Source organism: Pseudomonas koreensis, from assembly GCF_036668835.1.
GTDB classification, from domain to species: Bacteria; Pseudomonadota; Gammaproteobacteria; order Pseudomonadales; family Pseudomonadaceae; genus Aquipseudomonas; species Aquipseudomonas koreensis_I.
In genome coordinates, this window is sequence record NZ_JAZEVW010000017.1 from 39,077 (window position 1) to 56,445 (window position 17,369).

General features: G+C 59.9%; 15 protein-coding genes. 7 read left to right on the forward strand and 8 right to left on the reverse strand.

The genetic code is table 11. The features are described from left to right. Nucleotides 1–3 precede the first annotated feature (3 nt). The 4 genes from nuoM (at nt 4) to V6F91_RS26775 (ending at nt 3,976) form a co-directional block, all read left to right on the forward strand. Complete coding sequence (gene nuoM / locus V6F91_RS26760; RefSeq protein WP_332769789.1) at nt 4–1,536, forward strand: NADH-quinone oxidoreductase subunit M; 1,533 nt, start codon at nt 4–6, stop codon at nt 1,534–1,536. A 7-nt stretch (nt 1,537–1,543) separates the two neighbouring features. Further along, on the forward strand, nt 1,544–3,007 hold the full coding sequence (gene nuoN / locus V6F91_RS26765; RefSeq protein ID WP_332769791.1) for an NADH-quinone oxidoreductase subunit NuoN: 1,464 nt from the start codon (nt 1,544–1,546) through the stop codon (nt 3,005–3,007). Nucleotides 3,008–3,321: 314 nt separating this feature from the next. Further along, the gene (locus tag V6F91_RS26770) at nt 3,322–3,672 is read left to right on the forward strand and encodes a toxin (RefSeq protein WP_332769793.1); all 351 of its coding nucleotides are present in this window, start codon (nt 3,322–3,324) and stop codon (nt 3,670–3,672) included. Then, on the forward strand, nt 3,662–3,976 hold the full coding sequence (locus tag V6F91_RS26775) for a helix-turn-helix domain-containing protein (protein WP_126364511.1): 315 nt from the start codon (nt 3,662–3,664) through the stop codon (nt 3,974–3,976). The genes V6F91_RS26770 and V6F91_RS26775 overlap by 11 nt, the downstream gene beginning before the upstream one ends. A gap of 113 nt (nt 3,977–4,089) precedes the next feature. Here V6F91_RS26775 and V6F91_RS26780 read toward each other — a convergent pair whose 3' ends face one another. The 6 genes from V6F91_RS26780 to V6F91_RS26805 are packed head-to-tail and all read right to left on the reverse strand — an operon-like array spanning nt 4,090 to nt 10,042. Continuing rightward, complete coding sequence (locus V6F91_RS26780; protein WP_332769796.1) at nt 4,090–5,832, reverse strand: ABC transporter substrate-binding protein; 1,743 nt, start codon at nt 5,830–5,832, stop codon at nt 4,090–4,092. A gap of 47 nt (nt 5,833–5,879) precedes the next feature. Then, complete coding sequence (locus tag V6F91_RS26785) at nt 5,880–6,152, reverse strand: DUF2160 domain-containing protein (protein ID WP_038861868.1); 273 nt, start codon at nt 6,150–6,152, stop codon at nt 5,880–5,882. 10 nt (nt 6,153–6,162) lie between these two features. After that, the gene (locus V6F91_RS26790; protein WP_090284391.1) at nt 6,163–6,963 is read right to left on the reverse strand and encodes a carbohydrate ABC transporter permease; all 801 of its coding nucleotides are present in this window, start codon (nt 6,961–6,963) and stop codon (nt 6,163–6,165) included. Between the two features lie 9 nt (nt 6,964–6,972). Further along, the gene (locus V6F91_RS26795; protein WP_007912484.1) at nt 6,973–7,839 is read right to left on the reverse strand and encodes a carbohydrate ABC transporter permease; all 867 of its coding nucleotides are present in this window, start codon (nt 7,837–7,839) and stop codon (nt 6,973–6,975) included. Continuing rightward, nucleotides 7,836–8,948, reverse strand: a complete 1,113-nt coding sequence (locus tag V6F91_RS26800) for an ABC transporter ATP-binding protein (protein ID WP_332769806.1) — start codon at nt 8,946–8,948, stop codon at nt 7,836–7,838. The genes V6F91_RS26795 and V6F91_RS26800 overlap by 4 nt, the downstream gene beginning before the upstream one ends. Continuing rightward, on the reverse strand, nt 8,948–10,042 hold the full coding sequence (locus V6F91_RS26805) for an ABC transporter ATP-binding protein (protein WP_332769808.1): 1,095 nt from the start codon (nt 10,040–10,042) through the stop codon (nt 8,948–8,950). The genes V6F91_RS26800 and V6F91_RS26805 overlap by 1 nt, the downstream gene beginning before the upstream one ends. A gap of 385 nt (nt 10,043–10,427) precedes the next feature. On the opposite strand from V6F91_RS26805, the gene V6F91_RS26810 reads away from it, so the two are divergent. Then, nucleotides 10,428–12,266, forward strand: coding sequence for a sigma-54-dependent Fis family transcriptional regulator (locus V6F91_RS26810; RefSeq protein WP_332769810.1), 1,839 nt, complete (start codon nt 10,428–10,430; stop codon nt 12,264–12,266). Nucleotides 12,267–12,493: 227 nt separating this feature from the next. On the opposite strand, the gene cysS is transcribed toward V6F91_RS26810, so the two are convergent. After that, nucleotides 12,494–13,876 (reverse strand): cysteine--tRNA ligase, encoded by a 1,383-nt coding sequence (gene cysS / locus V6F91_RS26815; protein WP_208940612.1) that lies wholly within the window; start codon nt 13,874–13,876, stop codon nt 12,494–12,496. 21 nt (nt 13,877–13,897) lie between these two features. Continuing rightward, nucleotides 13,898–15,595, reverse strand: a complete 1,698-nt coding sequence (locus V6F91_RS26820) for a glutamine--tRNA ligase/YqeY domain fusion protein (protein ID WP_332769813.1) — start codon at nt 15,593–15,595, stop codon at nt 13,898–13,900. Between the two features lie 249 nt (nt 15,596–15,844). On the opposite strand from V6F91_RS26820, the gene V6F91_RS26825 reads away from it, so the two are divergent. After that, entirely contained in the window at nt 15,845–16,351 is a 507-nt protein-coding gene (locus V6F91_RS26825; RefSeq protein ID WP_076567676.1) for a peptidylprolyl isomerase, read from the forward strand. Beyond that, nucleotides 16,348–17,094, forward strand: coding sequence for a UDP-2,3-diacylglucosamine diphosphatase (gene lpxH, locus V6F91_RS26830; protein ID WP_332769818.1), 747 nt, complete (start codon nt 16,348–16,350; stop codon nt 17,092–17,094). The genes V6F91_RS26825 and lpxH overlap by 4 nt, the downstream gene beginning before the upstream one ends. The last annotated feature ends 275 nt before the right edge of the window (nt 17,095–17,369 follow it).

The window sequence follows — 17,369 nt, forward strand, 5'->3', positions numbered from 1 at the left end:
GTCATGATTCTGCCTTGGCTAATCCTGATCCCCTTCATCGGCGGCCTGCTGTGCTGGATGGGTGAGCGCTTCGGCGCTACCCTCCCGCGCTGGATTGCGCTGTTGACCATGACCCTGGAACTCGCCCTCGGCCTCTGGCTGTGGGCCCACGGTGACTATTCATTTGCACCGGCGCCGGGCGCCGATCCGACCTGGGCGCTTGAGTTCAAGCATGCCTGGATCCAGCGCTTCGGCATCAACGTGCACCTGGCCCTCGACGGCCTGTCGCTGTTGATGATCCTGCTGACCGGCCTGCTGGGTATCCTCTCGGTACTGTGCTCGTGGAAAGAGATTCAACGTCACGTTGGCTTCTTCCACCTCAACCTGATGTGGATCCTGGGCGGTGTTGTCGGCGTGTTCCTCGCCCTCGACCTGTTCATGTTCTTCTTCTTCTGGGAAATGATGCTGGTGCCGATGTACTTCCTCATCGCGCTCTGGGGTCACAGTTCTTCGGACGGCAAGAAAACCCGGATCTACGCAGCGACCAAGTTCTTCATCTTCACGCAGGCTTCCGGCCTGATCATGCTGGTGGCGATCCTCGGTCTGGTGCTGGTCAACTTCAACAACACTGGCGTGATTACCTTCAACTACGCCGACCTGTTGAAAACCAAGATGTCGATGACCACCGAGTACATTCTGATGCTCGGCTTCTTCATCGCCTTCGCGGTCAAGCTGCCGGTCGTACCGTTCCACTCGTGGCTGCCTGATGCACACGCCCAGGCACCAACTGCCGGTTCCGTCGACCTCGCCGGTATCCTGCTGAAAACCGCGGCCTACGGCCTGCTGCGTTTCGCCCTGCCGCTGTTCCCGAATGCCTCGGCCGAGTTTGCGCCGATCGCCATGACCCTCGGTCTGGTCGGGATCTTCTACGGTGCGTTCCTGGCCTTCGCCCAAACCGACATCAAGCGTCTGATTGCCTTCTCTTCCGTTTCCCACATGGGCTTCGTGTTGATCGGCATCTACTCCGGCAGCCAACTGGCGCTGCAAGGCGCAGTCATCCAGATGCTCGCGCACGGTCTGTCGGCGGCGGCACTGTTTATCCTCAGCGGTCAGTTGTACGAGCGTCTGCACACTCGTGACATGCGTGAGATGGGCGGTCTGTGGTCGCGCATCGCGTACCTGCCGGCGATCAGCCTGTTCTTCGCGGCGGCGTCGCTGGGTCTGCCGGGTACCGGTAACTTTGTCGGCGAGTTCCTGATCCTGATCGGTTCTTTCGCCAGCGCTCCTTGGGTCACGGCAATTGCAACGTCCGGTCTGGTGTTCGGTTCGGTGTATTCGCTGATCATGATCCACCGTGCCTACTTCGGCCCGTCCAAATCCGACGCGGTGCTGCACGGCATGGACGCGCGCGAACTGATCATGGTGCTGGGCCTTGCGGTGCTGCTGGTTTACCTCGGCGTCTACCCGCAACCGTTCCTCGACACCTCTGCCGCCACGATGCATGGCGTGCAGCAGTGGCTCGGCACCGCCTTCACTCAACTCGCTTCGGCCCGGTAAGAGCGCTATGGAATTCACGATTCAACACTTTATTGCGCTTGCGCCACTGTTGATCACCAGCCTCACCATTATCGTGGTGATGCTGGCAATCGCCTGGCGCCGCAACCACTCGCAGACCTTCCTGATTTCGGTGGCGGGTCTGAACCTGGCGTTGCTGTCGATCCTGCCGACACTGAAAGTCGCGCCGCTGGCCGTGACCCCGTTGCTGCAGATCGATACGTTCGCTTGCCTGTACATGGCGCTGATCCTGGTCGCCACCCTCGCCTGCGTCACCCTCGCCCATGCTTATCTGGGTGATGGCGGTTCGGGCTACCCGGGCAACCGCGAAGAACTGTACCTGCTGATCCTGATGGCCGCCGCCGGTGGTCTGGTGTTGGTCAGCGCGCAGCACCTGGCCGGGTTGTTCATCGGTCTGGAACTGCTCTCGGTACCGGTCTACGGTCTGGTGGCTTACGCCTTCTTCAACAAGCGTTCGCTGGAAGCCGGCATCAAGTACATGGTGCTGTCGGCGGCCGGTTCCGCGTTCCTGCTGTTCGGTATGGCGCTGCTGTATGCAGACGCAGGCTCGCTGAGCTTCGTCGGCATCGGTCAGGCACTGGCTGCGACTGGCCTGCCAAGCTCGCTGGCACAACTGGGCCTGGGCATGATGCTGATCGGTCTGGCGTTCAAGCTGTCGTTGGTACCGTTCCACCTGTGGACGCCGGACGTTTACGAAGGTGCGCCGGCCCCGGTGGCGGCATTCCTCGCCACCGCGTCGAAGGTGGCAGTGTTTGCGGTGATGGTGCGTCTGTTCCAGATCTCCCCTGCCGCCAGCAGCGGTGTGCTCAGCGACGTGCTTAGCGTCATCGCCGTCGCGTCGATCCTGTTCGGTAACCTGCTGGCCCTGACTCAGAGCAACCTCAAGCGTCTGCTCGGTTATTCGTCCATCGCGCACTTCGGCTACCTGCTGATCGCGTTGGTGGCGAGCAAGGGTCTGGCGGTGGAAGCTATCGGCGTGTACCTGGTCACCTACGTGATCACCAGCCTCGGCGCCTTCGGCGTGATCACCCTGATGTCCTCGCCGTACAACGGCCGTGACGCCGACGCGCTGTACGAATATCGCGGCCTGTTCTGGCGCCGTCCGTACCTGACCGCCGTGCTGACCGTGATGATGCTGTCGCTGGCCGGTATCCCGCTGACCGCAGGCTTCATCGGCAAGTTCTACATCATCGCCAGCGGTGTCGAATCGCACCAATGGTGGCTGGTCGGTGCGCTGGTGCTGGGCAGCGCCATCGGCGTGTTCTACTACCTGCGCGTGATGGTCACCCTGTACCTGATCGAGCCAAACCTGCGTCGCCACGACGCCCAGCTGCACTGGGAACAGAAGGCAGGCGGCGTAATGCTGCTGGCCATCGCCCTGGTCGCATTTTTCCTGGGTGTGTACCCGCAGCCATTGCTGACCCTGGTTCAGCAGGCGGGTCTGGCGGGCTGATTGCTCCGTTAGAACTGGAAACAAAAAACGGCACCTTCGGGTGCCGTTTTTTTTGCGCGGTTTTTTTCGCAGCAAACAGTACGTGGCGAGCGCCGCATCCGGTCCGGCTTACGGAGTAGAGGTCTTTTTCCGACACGCCAGTCGCGACGTCTCCCCTCCCCTCTATCGAACCTTCTCACCCCACCTGTCGACGCTTCCTACAGGTGTTTTTTTGACCGAAGTCTAGCGTTGAATAAGCAGCGAAATGGATGGCTCGGAAGCCTTGACCGATTCGCTTTTTCAGGACAACACTATACGTAGGCAGCGTACAAAACATGGATGCTCTTTTTATCGAACTCCCTGCGTTTCAGAAGCACCGCAACGATTACCTGGACGAGGACCTGTTCCTCAGTTTTCAGTTGGAATTGCTGAAAAATCCCGAAGCAGGCGATCTCATCGAGGAAACCGGAGGGCTACGAAAAATCCGCTTTTGCGATCAACGACGGGGCAAAGGCAAGCGCAGCGGATTACGCATCATTTATTACTGGTGGTCAGGCTTCGATCAGTTCTGGCTGTTCACCGTCTACAGCAAAAGCGATCAAGACGACCTGACGCCCGCGCAAAAGAAACTGTTCAGGCAAACGCTGGATCGAGAACTCAACACGAGAACCCACTATGAAACGTGACATTTTTTCCGAACTGATGGATGGCCTGGACGCCCTGGCCGATGAGCGTCAAGGCAAGATTACGCTGCGCACCCACAAGGTCCAGTTGCCCAAACTGGTGCCGATCACCGCCGAAGAAGTGGTCGCCATTCGTCAACAGCTCAACCTCTCCCGATCGGTGTTTGCAATGTACCTGCGCACAAACACCCGCACGCTCGAAAACTGGGAGCAGGGACGAGCCACGCCCAATGCCCAGGCGACGACATTGATTCGTCTGGTTGAGCGCTTTCCACAGACGATCGAACAGTTGGCGGCTCTGAGCTGAAAGTCAAAATCGCTGACCTGAAAAATCAGGAGCCAGTCTGTTGGCGACTCGGTAAATCAGCCAGAAAAGAAAACGGCACCTTCCGGTGCCGTTCGCTTTCTGCATTTCAGCTGTTACTTACGCGCATCCGCCCACGATTTCAGCAGCTCGCTGTAGCTCACCGTTTCACCCTTCGGCTTCTCATTGGCCAGTTTCGGCTTCGGTGCGCCCGGTTGATCAAACCAGTACTGGGCGTCGCGTTCGGGGTTCATTTTCGGTGCGCACACGGCCTGGGCCTTGGAGCGTTCGAGGCGCTCCATGATGCGGTCCTGATCCTTGGCCAAGCCATCGAGCGCCTGTTGCGGGGTCTTCTCGCCGCTGGCCGCTTCGGCGATGTGGCTCCACCACAGTTGCGCCAGACGCGGGTAGTCCGGTACGTTGGTCCCGGTCGGGGTCCATTGCACGCGGGCCGGGCTGCGATAGAACTCGACCAGGCCGCCGAGTTTCGGCGCCATATCGGTCATCGCCTGCGAGTTGATGTCCGACTCGCGAATCGGCGTCAGGCCGACGATGGTTTTCTTCAGCGACACGGTTTTCGAGGTGACGAACTGCGCGTACAGCCACGCCGCGAGTTTCTGCTTCTCAGGTGTGGACTTCATGAAGGTCCACGAACCCACGTCCTGATAAAGGAGCTTCATGCCCTCCTCCCAATACGGCCCGCGCGGCGATGGCGCCATGCGCCACTTCGGCGTGCCGTCGGCGTTGACCACCGGCAGGCCCGGTTTGGTCATGTCGGCGGTGAAAGCGGTGTACCAGAAGATCTGCTGGGCGATGTTGCCTTGCGACGGCACCGGGCCGGACTCGGAGAAGGTCATGCCGGCCGCTTCCGGTGGCGCATACTTCTTCAGCCAGTCGACGTATTTGGTCGTCGCGAACACCGCCGCCGGGCCGTTGGTGTCGCCGCCGCGGGTCACGCTGGAGCCGACCGGGTGGCAATCCTCGACGCGGATGCCCCACTCGTCCACTGGCAGACCGTTGGGGATGCCCTTGTCGCCGCCGCCGGCCATGGAGAACCAGGCATCGGTGAAGCGCCAGCCCAGCGACGGGTCTTTCTTGCCGTAGTCCATGTGCCCGTAAACGCGTTTGCCGTCGATTTCCTTGACGTCTTCGCTGAAGAATTTGGCGATGTCTTCATAGGCGGACCAGTTCACCGGTACGCCCAATTCGTAGCCGTACTTTTCCTTGAACCTGGCTTTCAGGTCGGCGCGTTCGAACCAGTCGGCGCGGAACCAGTACAGGTTGGCGAATTGCTGGTCGGGCAGTTGATAGATCTTGCCGTCCGGTGCGGTGGTGAACGAGATGCCGATGAAATCCTTGATGTCGAGGGTCGGCGAGGTGAAGTTCTTGCCTTCGTTGGCCATCAGGTCGGTAATCGATTCGGTCTTGCCGTAGCGAAAGTGCGTGCCGATCAGGTCGGAGTCGTTGACCCAGCCGTCATAGATATTCTTGTCCGACTGCATCACCGTCTGCATTTTCTCGACCACGTCACCCTCCTGCAGCAGGTCGTGGGTGAGCTTGATCCCGGTGATTTCGCTGAACGCTTTGGCCAGTACTTTGGACTCATACTCGTGGGTGGTCAGGGTCTCGGAAACGACCTTGATGTCCATGCCGCGAAACGGCTCGGCGGCCTTGATGAACCACTTCAGTTCTTCGAGCTGCTGTTCGGCCGTCAGGGTCGAGGGCTTGAACTCGCTGCCGATCCATTTTTTCGCGGCATCTTCGTAGGCGTCGGCCCAGGCGGATGCGCTCAAACCGCTGAGTGCCAGCATGGCTGCCAATGAAATGCTATGTCGCAGCTTATTGTTTTTATCGAACATAGAGACCTCCTGTTTAAGTTGTGGAGCCGCGTTGCCGAACGATTCGACTAGCCCCAACGCATCACAGCCAACAGCCACACCAGGGACAACGCGGACGCCACCCAGATGCTCCAGTCGGTGACGCCGATTACCAGCAAGTGCAGGTAGGCGCTGCCGAGAAGACCGATAAACAAGCGATCGCCACGGGTCGTGGCAATCGGCAGAAACCCTCGCCGCAAGATGCTCGGCGAGCGCAATTCCCAGGTGGTCATGCCCACCAGAATCAGACCGATGCCGATGAAGAACGCGGCGGTCGGTGTCGTCCAGCTCATCCATTCCATCATCAGCTCCTCAGACTCGACCGAGGGCAAAGCCCTTGGCCACGTGGTTGCGAACGAACCAGATCACCAGCATCCCCGGCAGGATGGTCAGCACCCCTGCCGCGGCCAGCACGCCCCAGTCGATCCCCGACGCCGACACCGTTCGCGTCATCACTGCCGCAATCGGCTTGGCGTTGACCGAGGTCAGCGTGCGTGCCAGCAGCAGTTCCACCCAGGAAAACATGAAGCAGAAAAACGCTGTGACACCGATGCCGGAACCGATCAGCGGGATGAAAATCTTCACGAAGAACTTGGGGAAACTGTAGCCGTCGATGTATGCGGTTTCGTCGATCTCCTTCGGCACGCCGGACATGAACCCTTCGAGAATCCACACCGCCAAGGGCACGTTGAACAGGCAGTGCGCCAGCGCCACGGCGATGTGCGTATCGAACAGGCCGATCGACGAGTACAACTGAAAGAACGGCAGCAAAAACACCGCCGGCGGTGCCATGCGGTTGGTCAGCAGCCAGAAGAACAGGTGCTTGTCGCCGAGGAAACGATAGCGTGAAAACGCGTAGGCCGCTGGCAACGCCACGCTCAACGAAATCACGGTGTTGAGGCTGACGTAATACAGCGAGTTGAGATAACCGGTGTACCAGCTCGGATCAGTGAAGATCACCTTGTAGTTCGCCAGCGTGAAGGCCTGTGGGAAAAGCGTCAGGCCGCCGAGGATTTCAGTGTTGCTCTTGAACGACATGTTCAGCAGCCAGTAGATCGGCACCAACAGGAACAGGATGTAGACCAGCAACGGAATAAGCTTTCTTTTGCTCATGGCCGGGCCTCAGCGGTTGGCGTCGGAGTGCGTCATGGCGGTATAGAACAGCCACGACACCAACAGGATGATCAGGAAATACACCAGCGAAAACGCCGCTGCCGGACCGAGGTCGAATTGCCCTACGGCCATTTGCGTCAACGTCTGACTGAGGAAGGTCGTGGCGTTACCCGGCCCGCCACCGGTGAGCACGAACGGCTCGGTGTAGATCATGAAGCTGTCCATGAAGCGCAGCATCACCGCGATCAGCAGCACGCTTTTCAGCTTGGGCAACTGGATGTGGCGGAACACTGCCCAGGCAGAGGCGCGGTCGATCCGTGCGGCCTGGTAGTACACGTCGGGAATCGCGCGCAAACCGGAGAAGCACAGCAGCGCTACCAGCGAGGTCCAGTGCCACACGTCCATCACCAGCACCGTCACCCAGGCGTCCATCGTATTGGCCGCATAGTTGTAGCTGATGCCCATGGCATTGAGGCTGGAACCGAGCAGACCGATGTCGGCGCGGCCGAAGATCTGCCAGATGGTGCCGACCACGTTCCACGGAATCAGCAGCGGAATCGCCAGAATGATCAGCACCACCGACGACCAGCGGCCCTTGGTCGGCATGGTCAGCGCGACAGCGATGCCCAGCGGGATCTCGATCAGCAGCACGCAGGCCGAATAAATGAACTGGCGCAGCAGCGAGTCGTGTAGACGCGGGTCGAGCAGCACCTGCTTGTACCAGTCAGCGCCGACGAAGTAGCGGCTGGACTGGTCGAAGATGTCCTGCACCGAATAGTTGACCACGGTCATCATCGGGATCACCGCACTGAACGCCACCAGCAGAAACACCGGCAGCACCAGCCACCACGCCTTGTTGTTCTGCACCTTGTTCATGACTGCACCTCATCGTCGCTGACTTCCAGCAAGAACTCATCGGCATAGACCATCAGCCATTGCGCCGGAAAACTGATGTATGCCGTGCCCTGCGGCACCGGTTTGTCTTCGGCCAGGCGCACTTTCAACGGCGCACCGTCGAGGTTGAGGGTCATGATTTTGTAGGTGCCGAGGTCTTCGACGTGTACGACGTTGGCTTGCATTGCGTCATCGAACGGCTCGTCCCACACGTGAATGAACTCGGGGCGGATGCCGACCTTCAGATTTTTCCACTGGCCGTGCTCGATATGGCGCTGCAAGGCTTCGGACAACGGTAAGTGCGTGGAGGCGAAACCGACGCCACCCGGCTGTGGCTGCACCTCGATCAGGTTCATCCCCGGGCTGCCGATGAAATAGCCGACAAAGGTGTGGCTGGGCCGCTCGAACAATTCCCGTGGCGTGCCGAACTGGACGATCTGACCGCCGTACATCACCGCGATCTTGTCGGCGAACGTCGAGGCCTCCAGTTGATCGTGGGTGACGTAGACCATGGTGATGTTGAACTGCTCGTGGATCTGCTTGAGCTTACGCCGCAGTTTCCACTTCAGGTGCGGGTCGATCACCGTCAGCGGCTCGTCGAACAGAATCGCCGAGACGTCGTCGCGCACCAGACCACGGCCCATCGAGACTTTCTGTTTTTCGTCGGCGGTGAGGTTGCGGGCCTTCTTGTTGAGCAGATTCTGCAGGTCGAGGACTTCAGCGATTTCCTGCACCTTGCTGTGCACTTTCGCCTCGGCCATGCCCTGATTGCGCAGCGGGAAGGCGAGGTTGTCGAACACCGTCATGGTGTCGTAGACCACCGGGAACTGGAACACCTGCGCGATATTGCGCTTCTCCGGGGTCAGGTCGTTGACCGCTTTGCCATCGAACAACACATGGCCCTGAGATGGGCTGAGCAGTCCGGAAATGATGTTGAGCAAGGTCGACTTGCCGCAACCGGACGGGCCGAGCAAGGCGTAGGCACCGCCCTGCTCCCAGACGTGATCCATCTCGCGGATCGCGTAGTCCTCAGCGCCGCTCGGGGTTTTGCTGTAGCTGTGGGCGAGGTGCTGCAAACGGATTTCGGCCATCAGGCAACCCTCGCGACACGCCGGCCCGGTGCTTGCACCAGACGGCCCTGCGCATCGAAAACAAACAGTTTGTGGGTCGGGATGTAAATGCGGATCGGGGCATCGACGTCGTATTCGTGAACGCCCGGCAGGTGCAGCACCAGCAGGAAGTGCTCGTTGCGCACATGCAGGAAGGTTTCCGAGCCACTGATCTCGGCGACTTCGACCGTCACTGCCAACTCCAGATCATCATCGTTGCTCGGCACCAGCGAGATATGGCTGGGACGCACGCCAAAACGGAATTCGCCCTCGCCCACCGGTCGCAGATCAACGTTCAACGGGAAATGGACGAAATTGGCGAAGCTGACTTCGTTGCCGGCAATGCGCCCGGGCATCAGGTTGATCGGCGGTTCGGAGAACAATTCGGCGGCCAGCACGGTTTGCGGCTGGTGATACACCGAAGTCGACGGACCGCTCTGAATCACCCGGCCTTCATGCAAGATCGTTGTGGTGCCGCCGAGCGCCAACGCTTCGTTGGGTTCGGTGGTGGCGTAGATGGCGATGGTGTGCCGCGCCTTGAACAGCTCACGCATTTCCTGGCGCAGCTCTTCGCGCAGTTTGTAATCGAGGTTGACCAGCGGCTCGTCGAACAGGATCAGTTCGGCATCCTTGACCAATGCGCGGGCCATGGCCGTGCGCTGCTGCTGACCACCGGACAACTCCAGCGGGTAGCGCTGTAGAAACTTCTCGATGCGCAGCATCTTTGCGGTTTCCAGCACCTTGCTGTGAATGATGTCTTTGGACACACCGGCCTGGCGCAGCGGCGAGGCGATGTTCTCGAACACAGTCATGGTCGGGTAATTGATGAACTGCTGATAGACCATCGACACGTTACGCAGACGCACCGGGCGCTGGGTGACGTCGACGCCGTTCATCAGGATGCGCCCGCTGTCGGGCTTGTCCAGCCCGGCCATCAAACGCATCAGACTGGTCTTGCCGGACAGCGTGCGGCCGAGCAGAACGTTGAAGGAACCGGGTTCGAATTTCAGGCACGCATCGTCGATCCAGATCTGGCCCTCGACGGTACGGCTGACGTGCTCCAGGGTGAGTGACATGGCTCGGCCTTTTTTATTTTTGGAGTCAAGCGACCGGAGCAACTGAGCGACTTTCGTGCCAGAAATGGCAAGTGCTTGATTTGCCTCGAGAACCAATGTTTACCGGGGCAAGCGCCGTTCACAGCTGAACACTTTTGAACAGTCGGGTGATTGACAATGAACAATAGTGAACAACACTCTATGAGCGCTTTTCGCCCGAATTGTCTGAGCGCCGCAGATCCAATGTGGGAGCGAGCTCGCTCGCGAATACGGTGTGTCATTCAACCCATTTGGTGACTGATACGCCCTATTCGTGAGCAAGCTCGCTCCCACAGGTGGTCTGCGTGGCTCTCCGGAATCGGGTTCATAACAATAATAAAATCGCTGCACTCAGAGGCTCGCCCCCATGGCCGCACCTGCTTCGCCGCTGTCCCACGACGCGATCGTCCAGACCTCCTGGCAACGTTGCCGCGCGTTCGGCCTCGACCACCAGAGCGCCCCGGCCTTCGATCAATTGCCCGCCGCCGGCATTGCGCGGTTGCTCGACAGCCATCATTCGCTGGTGCAGACCACGCATCAGGAAGTCCTGCCCTACTACGAAAACATCCTCAGCAATTCCAACTGCCTGATCATGCTCGCCGACAATCAGGGCCAGGTGCTGACCTCGTGGGGCACACAGCGCTTTATCGAACCGAATCTGGCCCGGGGCTTTCAGGCCGGGGCGAGCTGGATGGAGCGCAGCAGCGGCACCAATGCGATCGGCACCGCACTGGCCTGTGAGCAGGCGGTGCACATCGAACACGACGAACACTTTCTCAAAGCCAACCGCTTCATGACCGGCTCCGCCGCGCCGATTTTCGACGCCGAGCGCAAGGTCATCGCCGTGCTCGATGTCTCCAGCGACAGCTACCTGCCGCCCTCGCACACCCTGGGCATGGTCAAGATGATGAGCCAGACCGTGGAGAACCGGCTGATCCTCAACCTGTTCCATGGCCAGCATTTTCAACTGACCTTCAACACCGGGTTGAACAACCTCGACAGCCAGTGGGCCGGGTTGTTGATTTTCGATGAGAGCGGACAGGTGCTGTCGGCCAATCGCCGCGCCGACAATCTGCTCGGTGTGCGTTTGTCCCGCGTCAGCGTTGAAAGCCTGTTCAAGGTGTCGCTGCTGGAGTTGATCAATCAGCCCGAGGGTCTGCCGTTTGCCTTGCAGACCTCCGGACGCAACCGTTTCCAGTGCTTGCTGAAACGGCCGAAACAGGCACCGGTGCAAGCGCGGGTGTTTGTCGCCGAGGACAAGCCTGCGCCAGCGAGTGCGATAAGCCTCAATACCCTGCATTTCGGCGACAGTCGCGTGGAAAAAGCCGTGCGCCAGGCCGAGCGCTTGCTGGAGAAAGACATTCCATTACTGATTCACGGTGAGACCGGGGTCGGCAAGGAAGTCTTCGTCAAAGCGTTGCACCAAGCCAGCTCTCGACAAAAACAGGCATTCATCGCAGTGAACTGCGCGGCGATCCCCGCCGAACTGGTCGAGTCCGAGCTGTTTGGTTATGAGAAAGGTGCGTTCACCGGGGCGAATCAGAAAGGCAGCATCGGCCTGATTCGCAAGGCGGACAAAGGCACGCTGTTCCTTGATGAAATTGGCGATATGCCGTTGCCGACGCAGGCGCGCCTGTTGCGGGTATTACAGGAGCGTTGCGTGCAACCGGTGGGCAGTAGCGAGTTGTTCCCGGTGGATCTGCGGATCATCTCGGCGACCAACCGTTCGCTGCGTGAACAGGTGCAGTTGGGCCGGTTTCGTGAGGATCTGTATTACCGCATTGGCGGGCTGACCCTGGAATTGCCGCCGCTGCGTGAGCGCAGTGATAAACAGGCGTTGTTCAAGCGGTTATGGGAACAGCATCGTGAGCCGACGCAGTGGGCGGGTTTGAGCTCGGAGGTGCTGGAATTATTCGAACGGCATCCATGGCCGGGGAATTTGCGTCAGGTCAGCAGCGTGATGCAGGTGGCGCTGGCCATGGCCGAGGAGCAACCGGTGCGGCCGGAGCATTTGCCGGATGATTTTTTTGTCGATCTGGAGATGGAGCCAGTGGAGACCTGCGCCCCGCTAGGGATTGATCTGAACGATGTCGAGGCGTTGAACCGGGAGTTGAAGGCTTCCGGGGGGAATATCTCGCATCTGGCGCGGCGGTTGGGGGTGAGTCGGAATACGCTTTATAAGCGGTTGCGGCAGATTGGCGACTGAGTACAACCCTTGCCCTCACCCCAGCCCTCTCCCACAGGAGAGGGGGCCGACCGCAGGATATTCGAGAGATACGCCGACCTGAACTTGCTTCACCGAATCCATAATCGACTCGGTCGTTCAGGTCGGCGTAGATCTCCAGCCCCCCACGATCAGTCCCCTCTCCCTCCGGGAGAGGGTTAGGCGGGCGGCGTTCCGATGAGGGGCTTTTGACTTTTGGCTTTTTTAGATCAGTCAGCCAACCGCCAGGTCGTACCACCCTTGCCATCTTCCAGCACCACGCCCATCGCCGTGAGCTGATCACGAATCCGGTCCGACTCGGCCCAGTCCTTTGCGGCCCGAGCCGCCAGACGCGCGGCAATCAGCGCATCGACTTCAGCCGCATCGACACGCCCTTCGGCGCCGGCCTGGAGGAAGTCATCCGCTTCGAGCTGCAACACACCCAGCACACTCGCCAGCTCTTTCAGACGCGCCGCCAGACCCGCTGCTGCATCAAGATCGCTTTCACGCAGGCGGTTGATCTCGCGCACCATTTCGAACAGCACGGCGCACGCTTCAGGGGTGCCGAAGTCGTCGTTCATCACCGCAGTGAAACGCTCGACGAACGCTTCGCCGCCAGCCGGCGCCACGTTCGGCAGGCCTTTCAACGCGTGGTAGAAACGCTCCAATGCGCCCTTGGCGTCCTTGAGGTTGTCTTCCGAGTAGTTGATCGCGCTGCGGTAGTGGCTAGACACCAGCAGGTAGCGCACGACTTCCGGGTGGTACTTTTCCAGCACGTCGCGGATGGTGAAGAAGTTGTTCAACGACTTGGACATCTTCTCGCCATTGATGCGGATCATCCCGCAATGCATCCACGCGTTGGCGTAGGTCTTGCCGGTGGCCGCTTCGCTCTGGGCGATTTCGTTTTCATGGTGCGGGAATTCCAGATCGCTGCCGCCGCCATGAATGTCGAAAGTCTCGCCGAGGCAGCAGGTCGACATCACCGAGCACTCGATGTGCCAGCCCGGACGCCCGGCGCCCCACGGCGATTCCCAGCTCGGCTCGCCTGGCTTGGCGGCTTTCCACAGGACGAAGTCGAGCGGGTCCTGTTTCGACTCGTCGACTTCGATGCGTGCGCCGATGCGCAGGTCTTCGATTTTCTTGCGCGACAGCTTGCCGTAGCCCATGAATTTGGCGACGCGGTAGTACACGTCGCCATTGCCCGGGGCGTAGGCATAACCCTTGTCGATCAGCGCCTGGATCATCGCGTGCATGCCAGCGATGTGATCGGTGGCGCGCGGTTCCATGTCCGGCTTTTTGATATTCAGGCGCGCTTCGTCTTCGTGCATCGCGGCAATCATGCGTTCGGTCAACGCTTCGAACGATTCACCGTTCTCGTTGGCGCGGTTGATGATCTTGTCGTCGATGTCGGTGATGTTGCGCACGTAGGTCAGGTCGTAGCCGCTAAAGCGCAGCCAGCGCGTCACCAGGTCGAACGCGACCATGCTGCGGCCGTGGCCGAGGTGGCAGTAGTCGTACACGGTCATCCCGCAGACGTACATGCGCACCTTGTTGCCATCCAGCGGCTTGAAGACTTCTTTGCTCTTGGTGAGCGTGTTGTAGATCGTCAGCACGTTAATTTCCTTGACGCTGTCTCACTGGCCCCACGAATCACGCAGGGTCACGGTACGGTTGAAAACCGGCTGACCGGGTTTCGAGTCCTTCAGATCCGCGACGAAGTAGCCTTCGCGTTCGAACTGGAAACGGTCTTCGGGCTGTGCATTGCCGAGCGATGGCTCGGCGCGACAACCGGTCAGCACTTGCAGTGAGTCAGGGTTGATGTTGTCGAGGAAACTCGCGCTGTCTTCGGCCTTCTCCGGGTTCGCCGAACGGAACAGGCGATCGTACAGACGCACTTCGCACTCGACGCTGGCGGCGGCCGGCACCCAGTGGATCACGCCTTTGACCTTGCGCCCTTCCGGGTTCTTGCCCAGCGTTTGCGGGTCGTACGAGCAACGCAGTTCGACGATGTTGCCATCGGCGTCCTTGATCGCTTCGTCGGCACGGATCACATAGCTGCCGCGCAGACGCACTTCACCGGCCGGCTCCAGGCGCTTGTAGCCTTTTGGCGGCTCTTCCATGAAGTCGTCACGGTCGATGTAGATTTCCCGGGCGAACGGCAAGGCGCGCACGCCCATGTCTTCTTTCGGGTGGCGTGGCAGTTCGAGGTTTTCGACCTGGCCTTCCGGGTAGTTGGTGATGACCACTTTCAGCGGACGCAGCACGCACATGGCGCGCGGTGCGCTCTGGTCGAGGTCGTCGCGGATACTGAATTCGAGCATGCCGAAGTCGACCACGCCGTCGGAGCGGTTGGTGCCGATCATTTCGCAGAAGTTGCGGATCGATTTCGGCGTGTAGCCACGGCGGCGGAAGCCCGACAGCGTGGACATGCGCGGATCGTCCCAGCCGTTGACGTGCTTTTCATCGACCAGTTGCTTGAGCTTGCGCTTGCTGGTGATGGTGTAGTTGAGATTCAGGCGGCTGAACTCGTACTGACGCGGCTGCGCCGGCACCGGCAAATGCTCGAGGAACCACTCGTACAGCGGACGGTGGCTTTCGAACTCCAGCGTGCAGATCGAATGGGTGATGCCTTCGATGGCGTCCGACTGACCGTGGGTGAAGTCGTAGTTCGGGTAGATGCACCACTTGTCGCCGGTCTGGTGGTGATGGGCGTGACGAATGCGGTACATGATCGGGTCGCGCAGGTTCATGTTCGGCGAGGCCATGTCGATCTTCGCCCGCAGCACGCGAGCGCCGTCGGGGAATTCACCGGCCTTCATGCGCGCGAACAGGTCGAGGTTTTCTTCTACCGAGCGGTCACGGAACGGGCTGTTCTTGCCCGGCTCGGTCAGGCTGCCACGGTACTCCTTGGCCTGCTCCGGGGTCAGGTCGTCGACGTAGGCCTTGCCAGCCTTGATCAGCTCGACCGCCCAGTCGTGCAACTGGTCGAAATACTGCGAGGCGTAGCGCACTTCGCCGGACCACTCGAAGCCCAGCCATTTGACGTCGGATTCGATCGCGTCGATGTATTCCTGGTCTTCCTTGGCCGGGTTGGTGTCGTCGAAACGCAGGTGCGTGACGCCGCCGAACTCCTGGGCCAGGCCGAAGTTCACGCAGATCGATTTGGCATGGCCGATGTGCAGGTAGCCGTTGGGCTCAGGCGGAAAACGCGTGACGATCTGGGTGTGCTTGCCCGAGTCCAGGTCTGCCTGGATGATCGGCCGCAGGAAATTGACCGGCACGGCAGGGCCGGACTTGGCATTCGAGGTAGGGTCGACAGTGGGCTTGCTCATAGGATCCTTGACTTACATGTGCGCGGCCGCAGAACGGGCCAGACAAAACAAAGCCGCTATCATAGCCGATGCTGTCAAGGGGCTGACAGAGCAGGCTCCATAAAGCGGCGCATTTAATCGCGTTGAAATGAAAAACCGCCTCGAAATTCGCGCCTGTCACGCTAAACTGCGCACCTTGGCCGAAGCAGGCTGAACCGGTTGCGGGGCTGAAGGTCCCAAAACCACGAATTCCTCAGAAGAGTAGCGATCATGACTCAAGTCAAACTGACCACCAACCATGGCGACATCGTCATCGAACTGAACGCTGAAAAGGCGCCGATCACCGTTGCCAACTTCATCGAATACGTTAACGCCGGTCACTACACCAACACCGTGTTCCACCGCGTCATCGGTAACTTCATGATCCAGGGCGGCGGTTTCGAGCCAGGCATGAAAGAGAAGAAAGACAAGCGTCCAAGCATCCAGAACGAAGCCGACAACGGTCTCTCCAACGACAAGTACACCGTCGCCATGGCCCGCACCATGGAGCCGCATTCGGCTTCGGCGCAGTTCTTCATCAACGTTGCCGACAACACCTTCCTCAACCACAGCGGCAAGAACGTGCAGGGCTGGGGCTACGCGGTATTCGGTAAAGTCACCGCCGGCACCGACGTTGTCGACAAGATCAAAGGCGTGTCGACCACTTCCAAGGCCGGCCACCAGGACGTGCCAGCAGACGACGTGATCATCGAGAAAGCCGAGATCATCGCCGCGTGATATTGCTGATTTCAGACTTGCATCTGGAAGAGGAACGCCCGGACATTACCCGGGCGTTTCTGGATTTGCTCGCCGGACGCGCCCGCTCGGCGAGTGCCTTGTACATCCTCGGCGACTTTTTCGAGGCGTGGATCGGCGACGACGCCATGACGCCCTTCCAGCGTTCCATCTGCCAGGCCCTGCGCGATTTGAGCGACAGCGGCACAGCCATTTTCCTCATGCACGGCAATCGCGACTTCATGCTCGGCAAGGCCTTTTGCAAACAGGCCGGCTGCACGCTATTGAAGGACCCGAGTGTCGTGCAGTTCTACGGCGAGCCGGTGCTGCTGATGCACGGCGACAGCCTGTGTACCCGCGACGTCGGCTACATGAAGCTGCGGCGCTACCTGCGCAACCCGATCACCTTGTTCATCCTGCGTCACCTGCCGCTGCGCACGCGCCACAAACTGGCGCGCAAGCTGCGCAGTGAAAGCCGTGCGCAGACGCGGATGAAGGCCAATGACATCGTTGATGTCACGCCCGAGGAGATTCCGCGGATCATGCAAGAGTTCGGCGTGAAAACCCTGATCCACGGCCACACCCACCGCCCGGCGATTCACAAGTTGCAACTCGGTGAGCAAGCGGCCAAGCGCATTGTGCTGGGGGATTGGGATCGCCAAGGTTGGGCGTTGCAGGTGGATGAGAGCGGGTATGCGCTGGCCCCGTTCGACTTCGCCCCGCCGCTGGCATTGCCGCACGGCTGAAGATCGCTACCCCTCACCCCAGCCCTCTCCCCCAGTGGGGGCGAGGGGGAAAGGGAGCCGATCTTCATGCTATCCAAACCTGAGTTCGACTGAAGTCTGGCAGGTCGATGTCTACCGAACATCCACCGCGGTCAGTCCCCTCTCCCTACGGGAGTGTATGTACCGGAGACATGGTGGACACATGTTCGGAGACATGGTGGACGGTTTTAGATCTTCTTACCTGCCGTCACGATCTGCAAGTTCAAGTCGATTCGAGCGACACGATGTCTACTCCA

Excerpts from the sequence above, each read along its gene's own strand:
- V6F91_RS26795 (WP_007912484.1), bottom strand. The coding sequence starts at position 7,839 with ATGAACAAGGTGCAGAACAACAAGGCGTGGTGGCTGGTGCTGCCGGTG.
- V6F91_RS26805 (WP_332769808.1), bottom strand. The coding sequence starts at position 10,042 with ATGTCACTCACCCTGGAGCACGTCAGCCGTACCGTCGAGGGCCAGATC.
- V6F91_RS26790 (WP_090284391.1), bottom strand. The coding sequence starts at position 6,963 with ATGAGCAAAAGAAAGCTTATTCCGTTGCTGGTCTACATCCTGTTCCTG.
- V6F91_RS26780 (WP_332769796.1), bottom strand. The coding sequence starts at position 5,832 with ATGTTCGATAAAAACAATAAGCTGCGACATAGCATTTCATTGGCAGCC.
- V6F91_RS26800 (WP_332769806.1), bottom strand. The coding sequence starts at position 8,948 with ATGGCCGAAATCCGTTTGCAGCACCTCGCCCACAGCTACAGCAAAACC.
- V6F91_RS26775 (WP_126364511.1), top strand. The coding sequence starts at position 3,662 with ATGAAACGTGACATTTTTTCCGAACTGATGGATGGCCTGGACGCCCTG.
- nuoN (WP_332769791.1), top strand. The coding sequence starts at position 1,544 with ATGGAATTCACGATTCAACACTTTATTGCGCTTGCGCCACTGTTGATC.
- V6F91_RS26825 (WP_076567676.1), top strand. The coding sequence starts at position 15,845 with ATGACTCAAGTCAAACTGACCACCAACCATGGCGACATCGTCATCGAA.
- V6F91_RS26785 (WP_038861868.1), bottom strand. The coding sequence starts at position 6,152 with ATGGAATGGATGAGCTGGACGACACCGACCGCCGCGTTCTTCATCGGC.
- V6F91_RS26770 (WP_332769793.1), top strand. The coding sequence starts at position 3,322 with ATGGATGCTCTTTTTATCGAACTCCCTGCGTTTCAGAAGCACCGCAAC.
- V6F91_RS26820 (WP_332769813.1), bottom strand. The coding sequence starts at position 15,595 with ATGAGCAAGCCCACTGTCGACCCTACCTCGAATGCCAAGTCCGGCCCT.
- V6F91_RS26810 (WP_332769810.1), top strand. The coding sequence starts at position 10,428 with ATGGCCGCACCTGCTTCGCCGCTGTCCCACGACGCGATCGTCCAGACC.
- nuoM (WP_332769789.1), top strand. The coding sequence starts at position 4 with ATGATTCTGCCTTGGCTAATCCTGATCCCCTTCATCGGCGGCCTGCTG.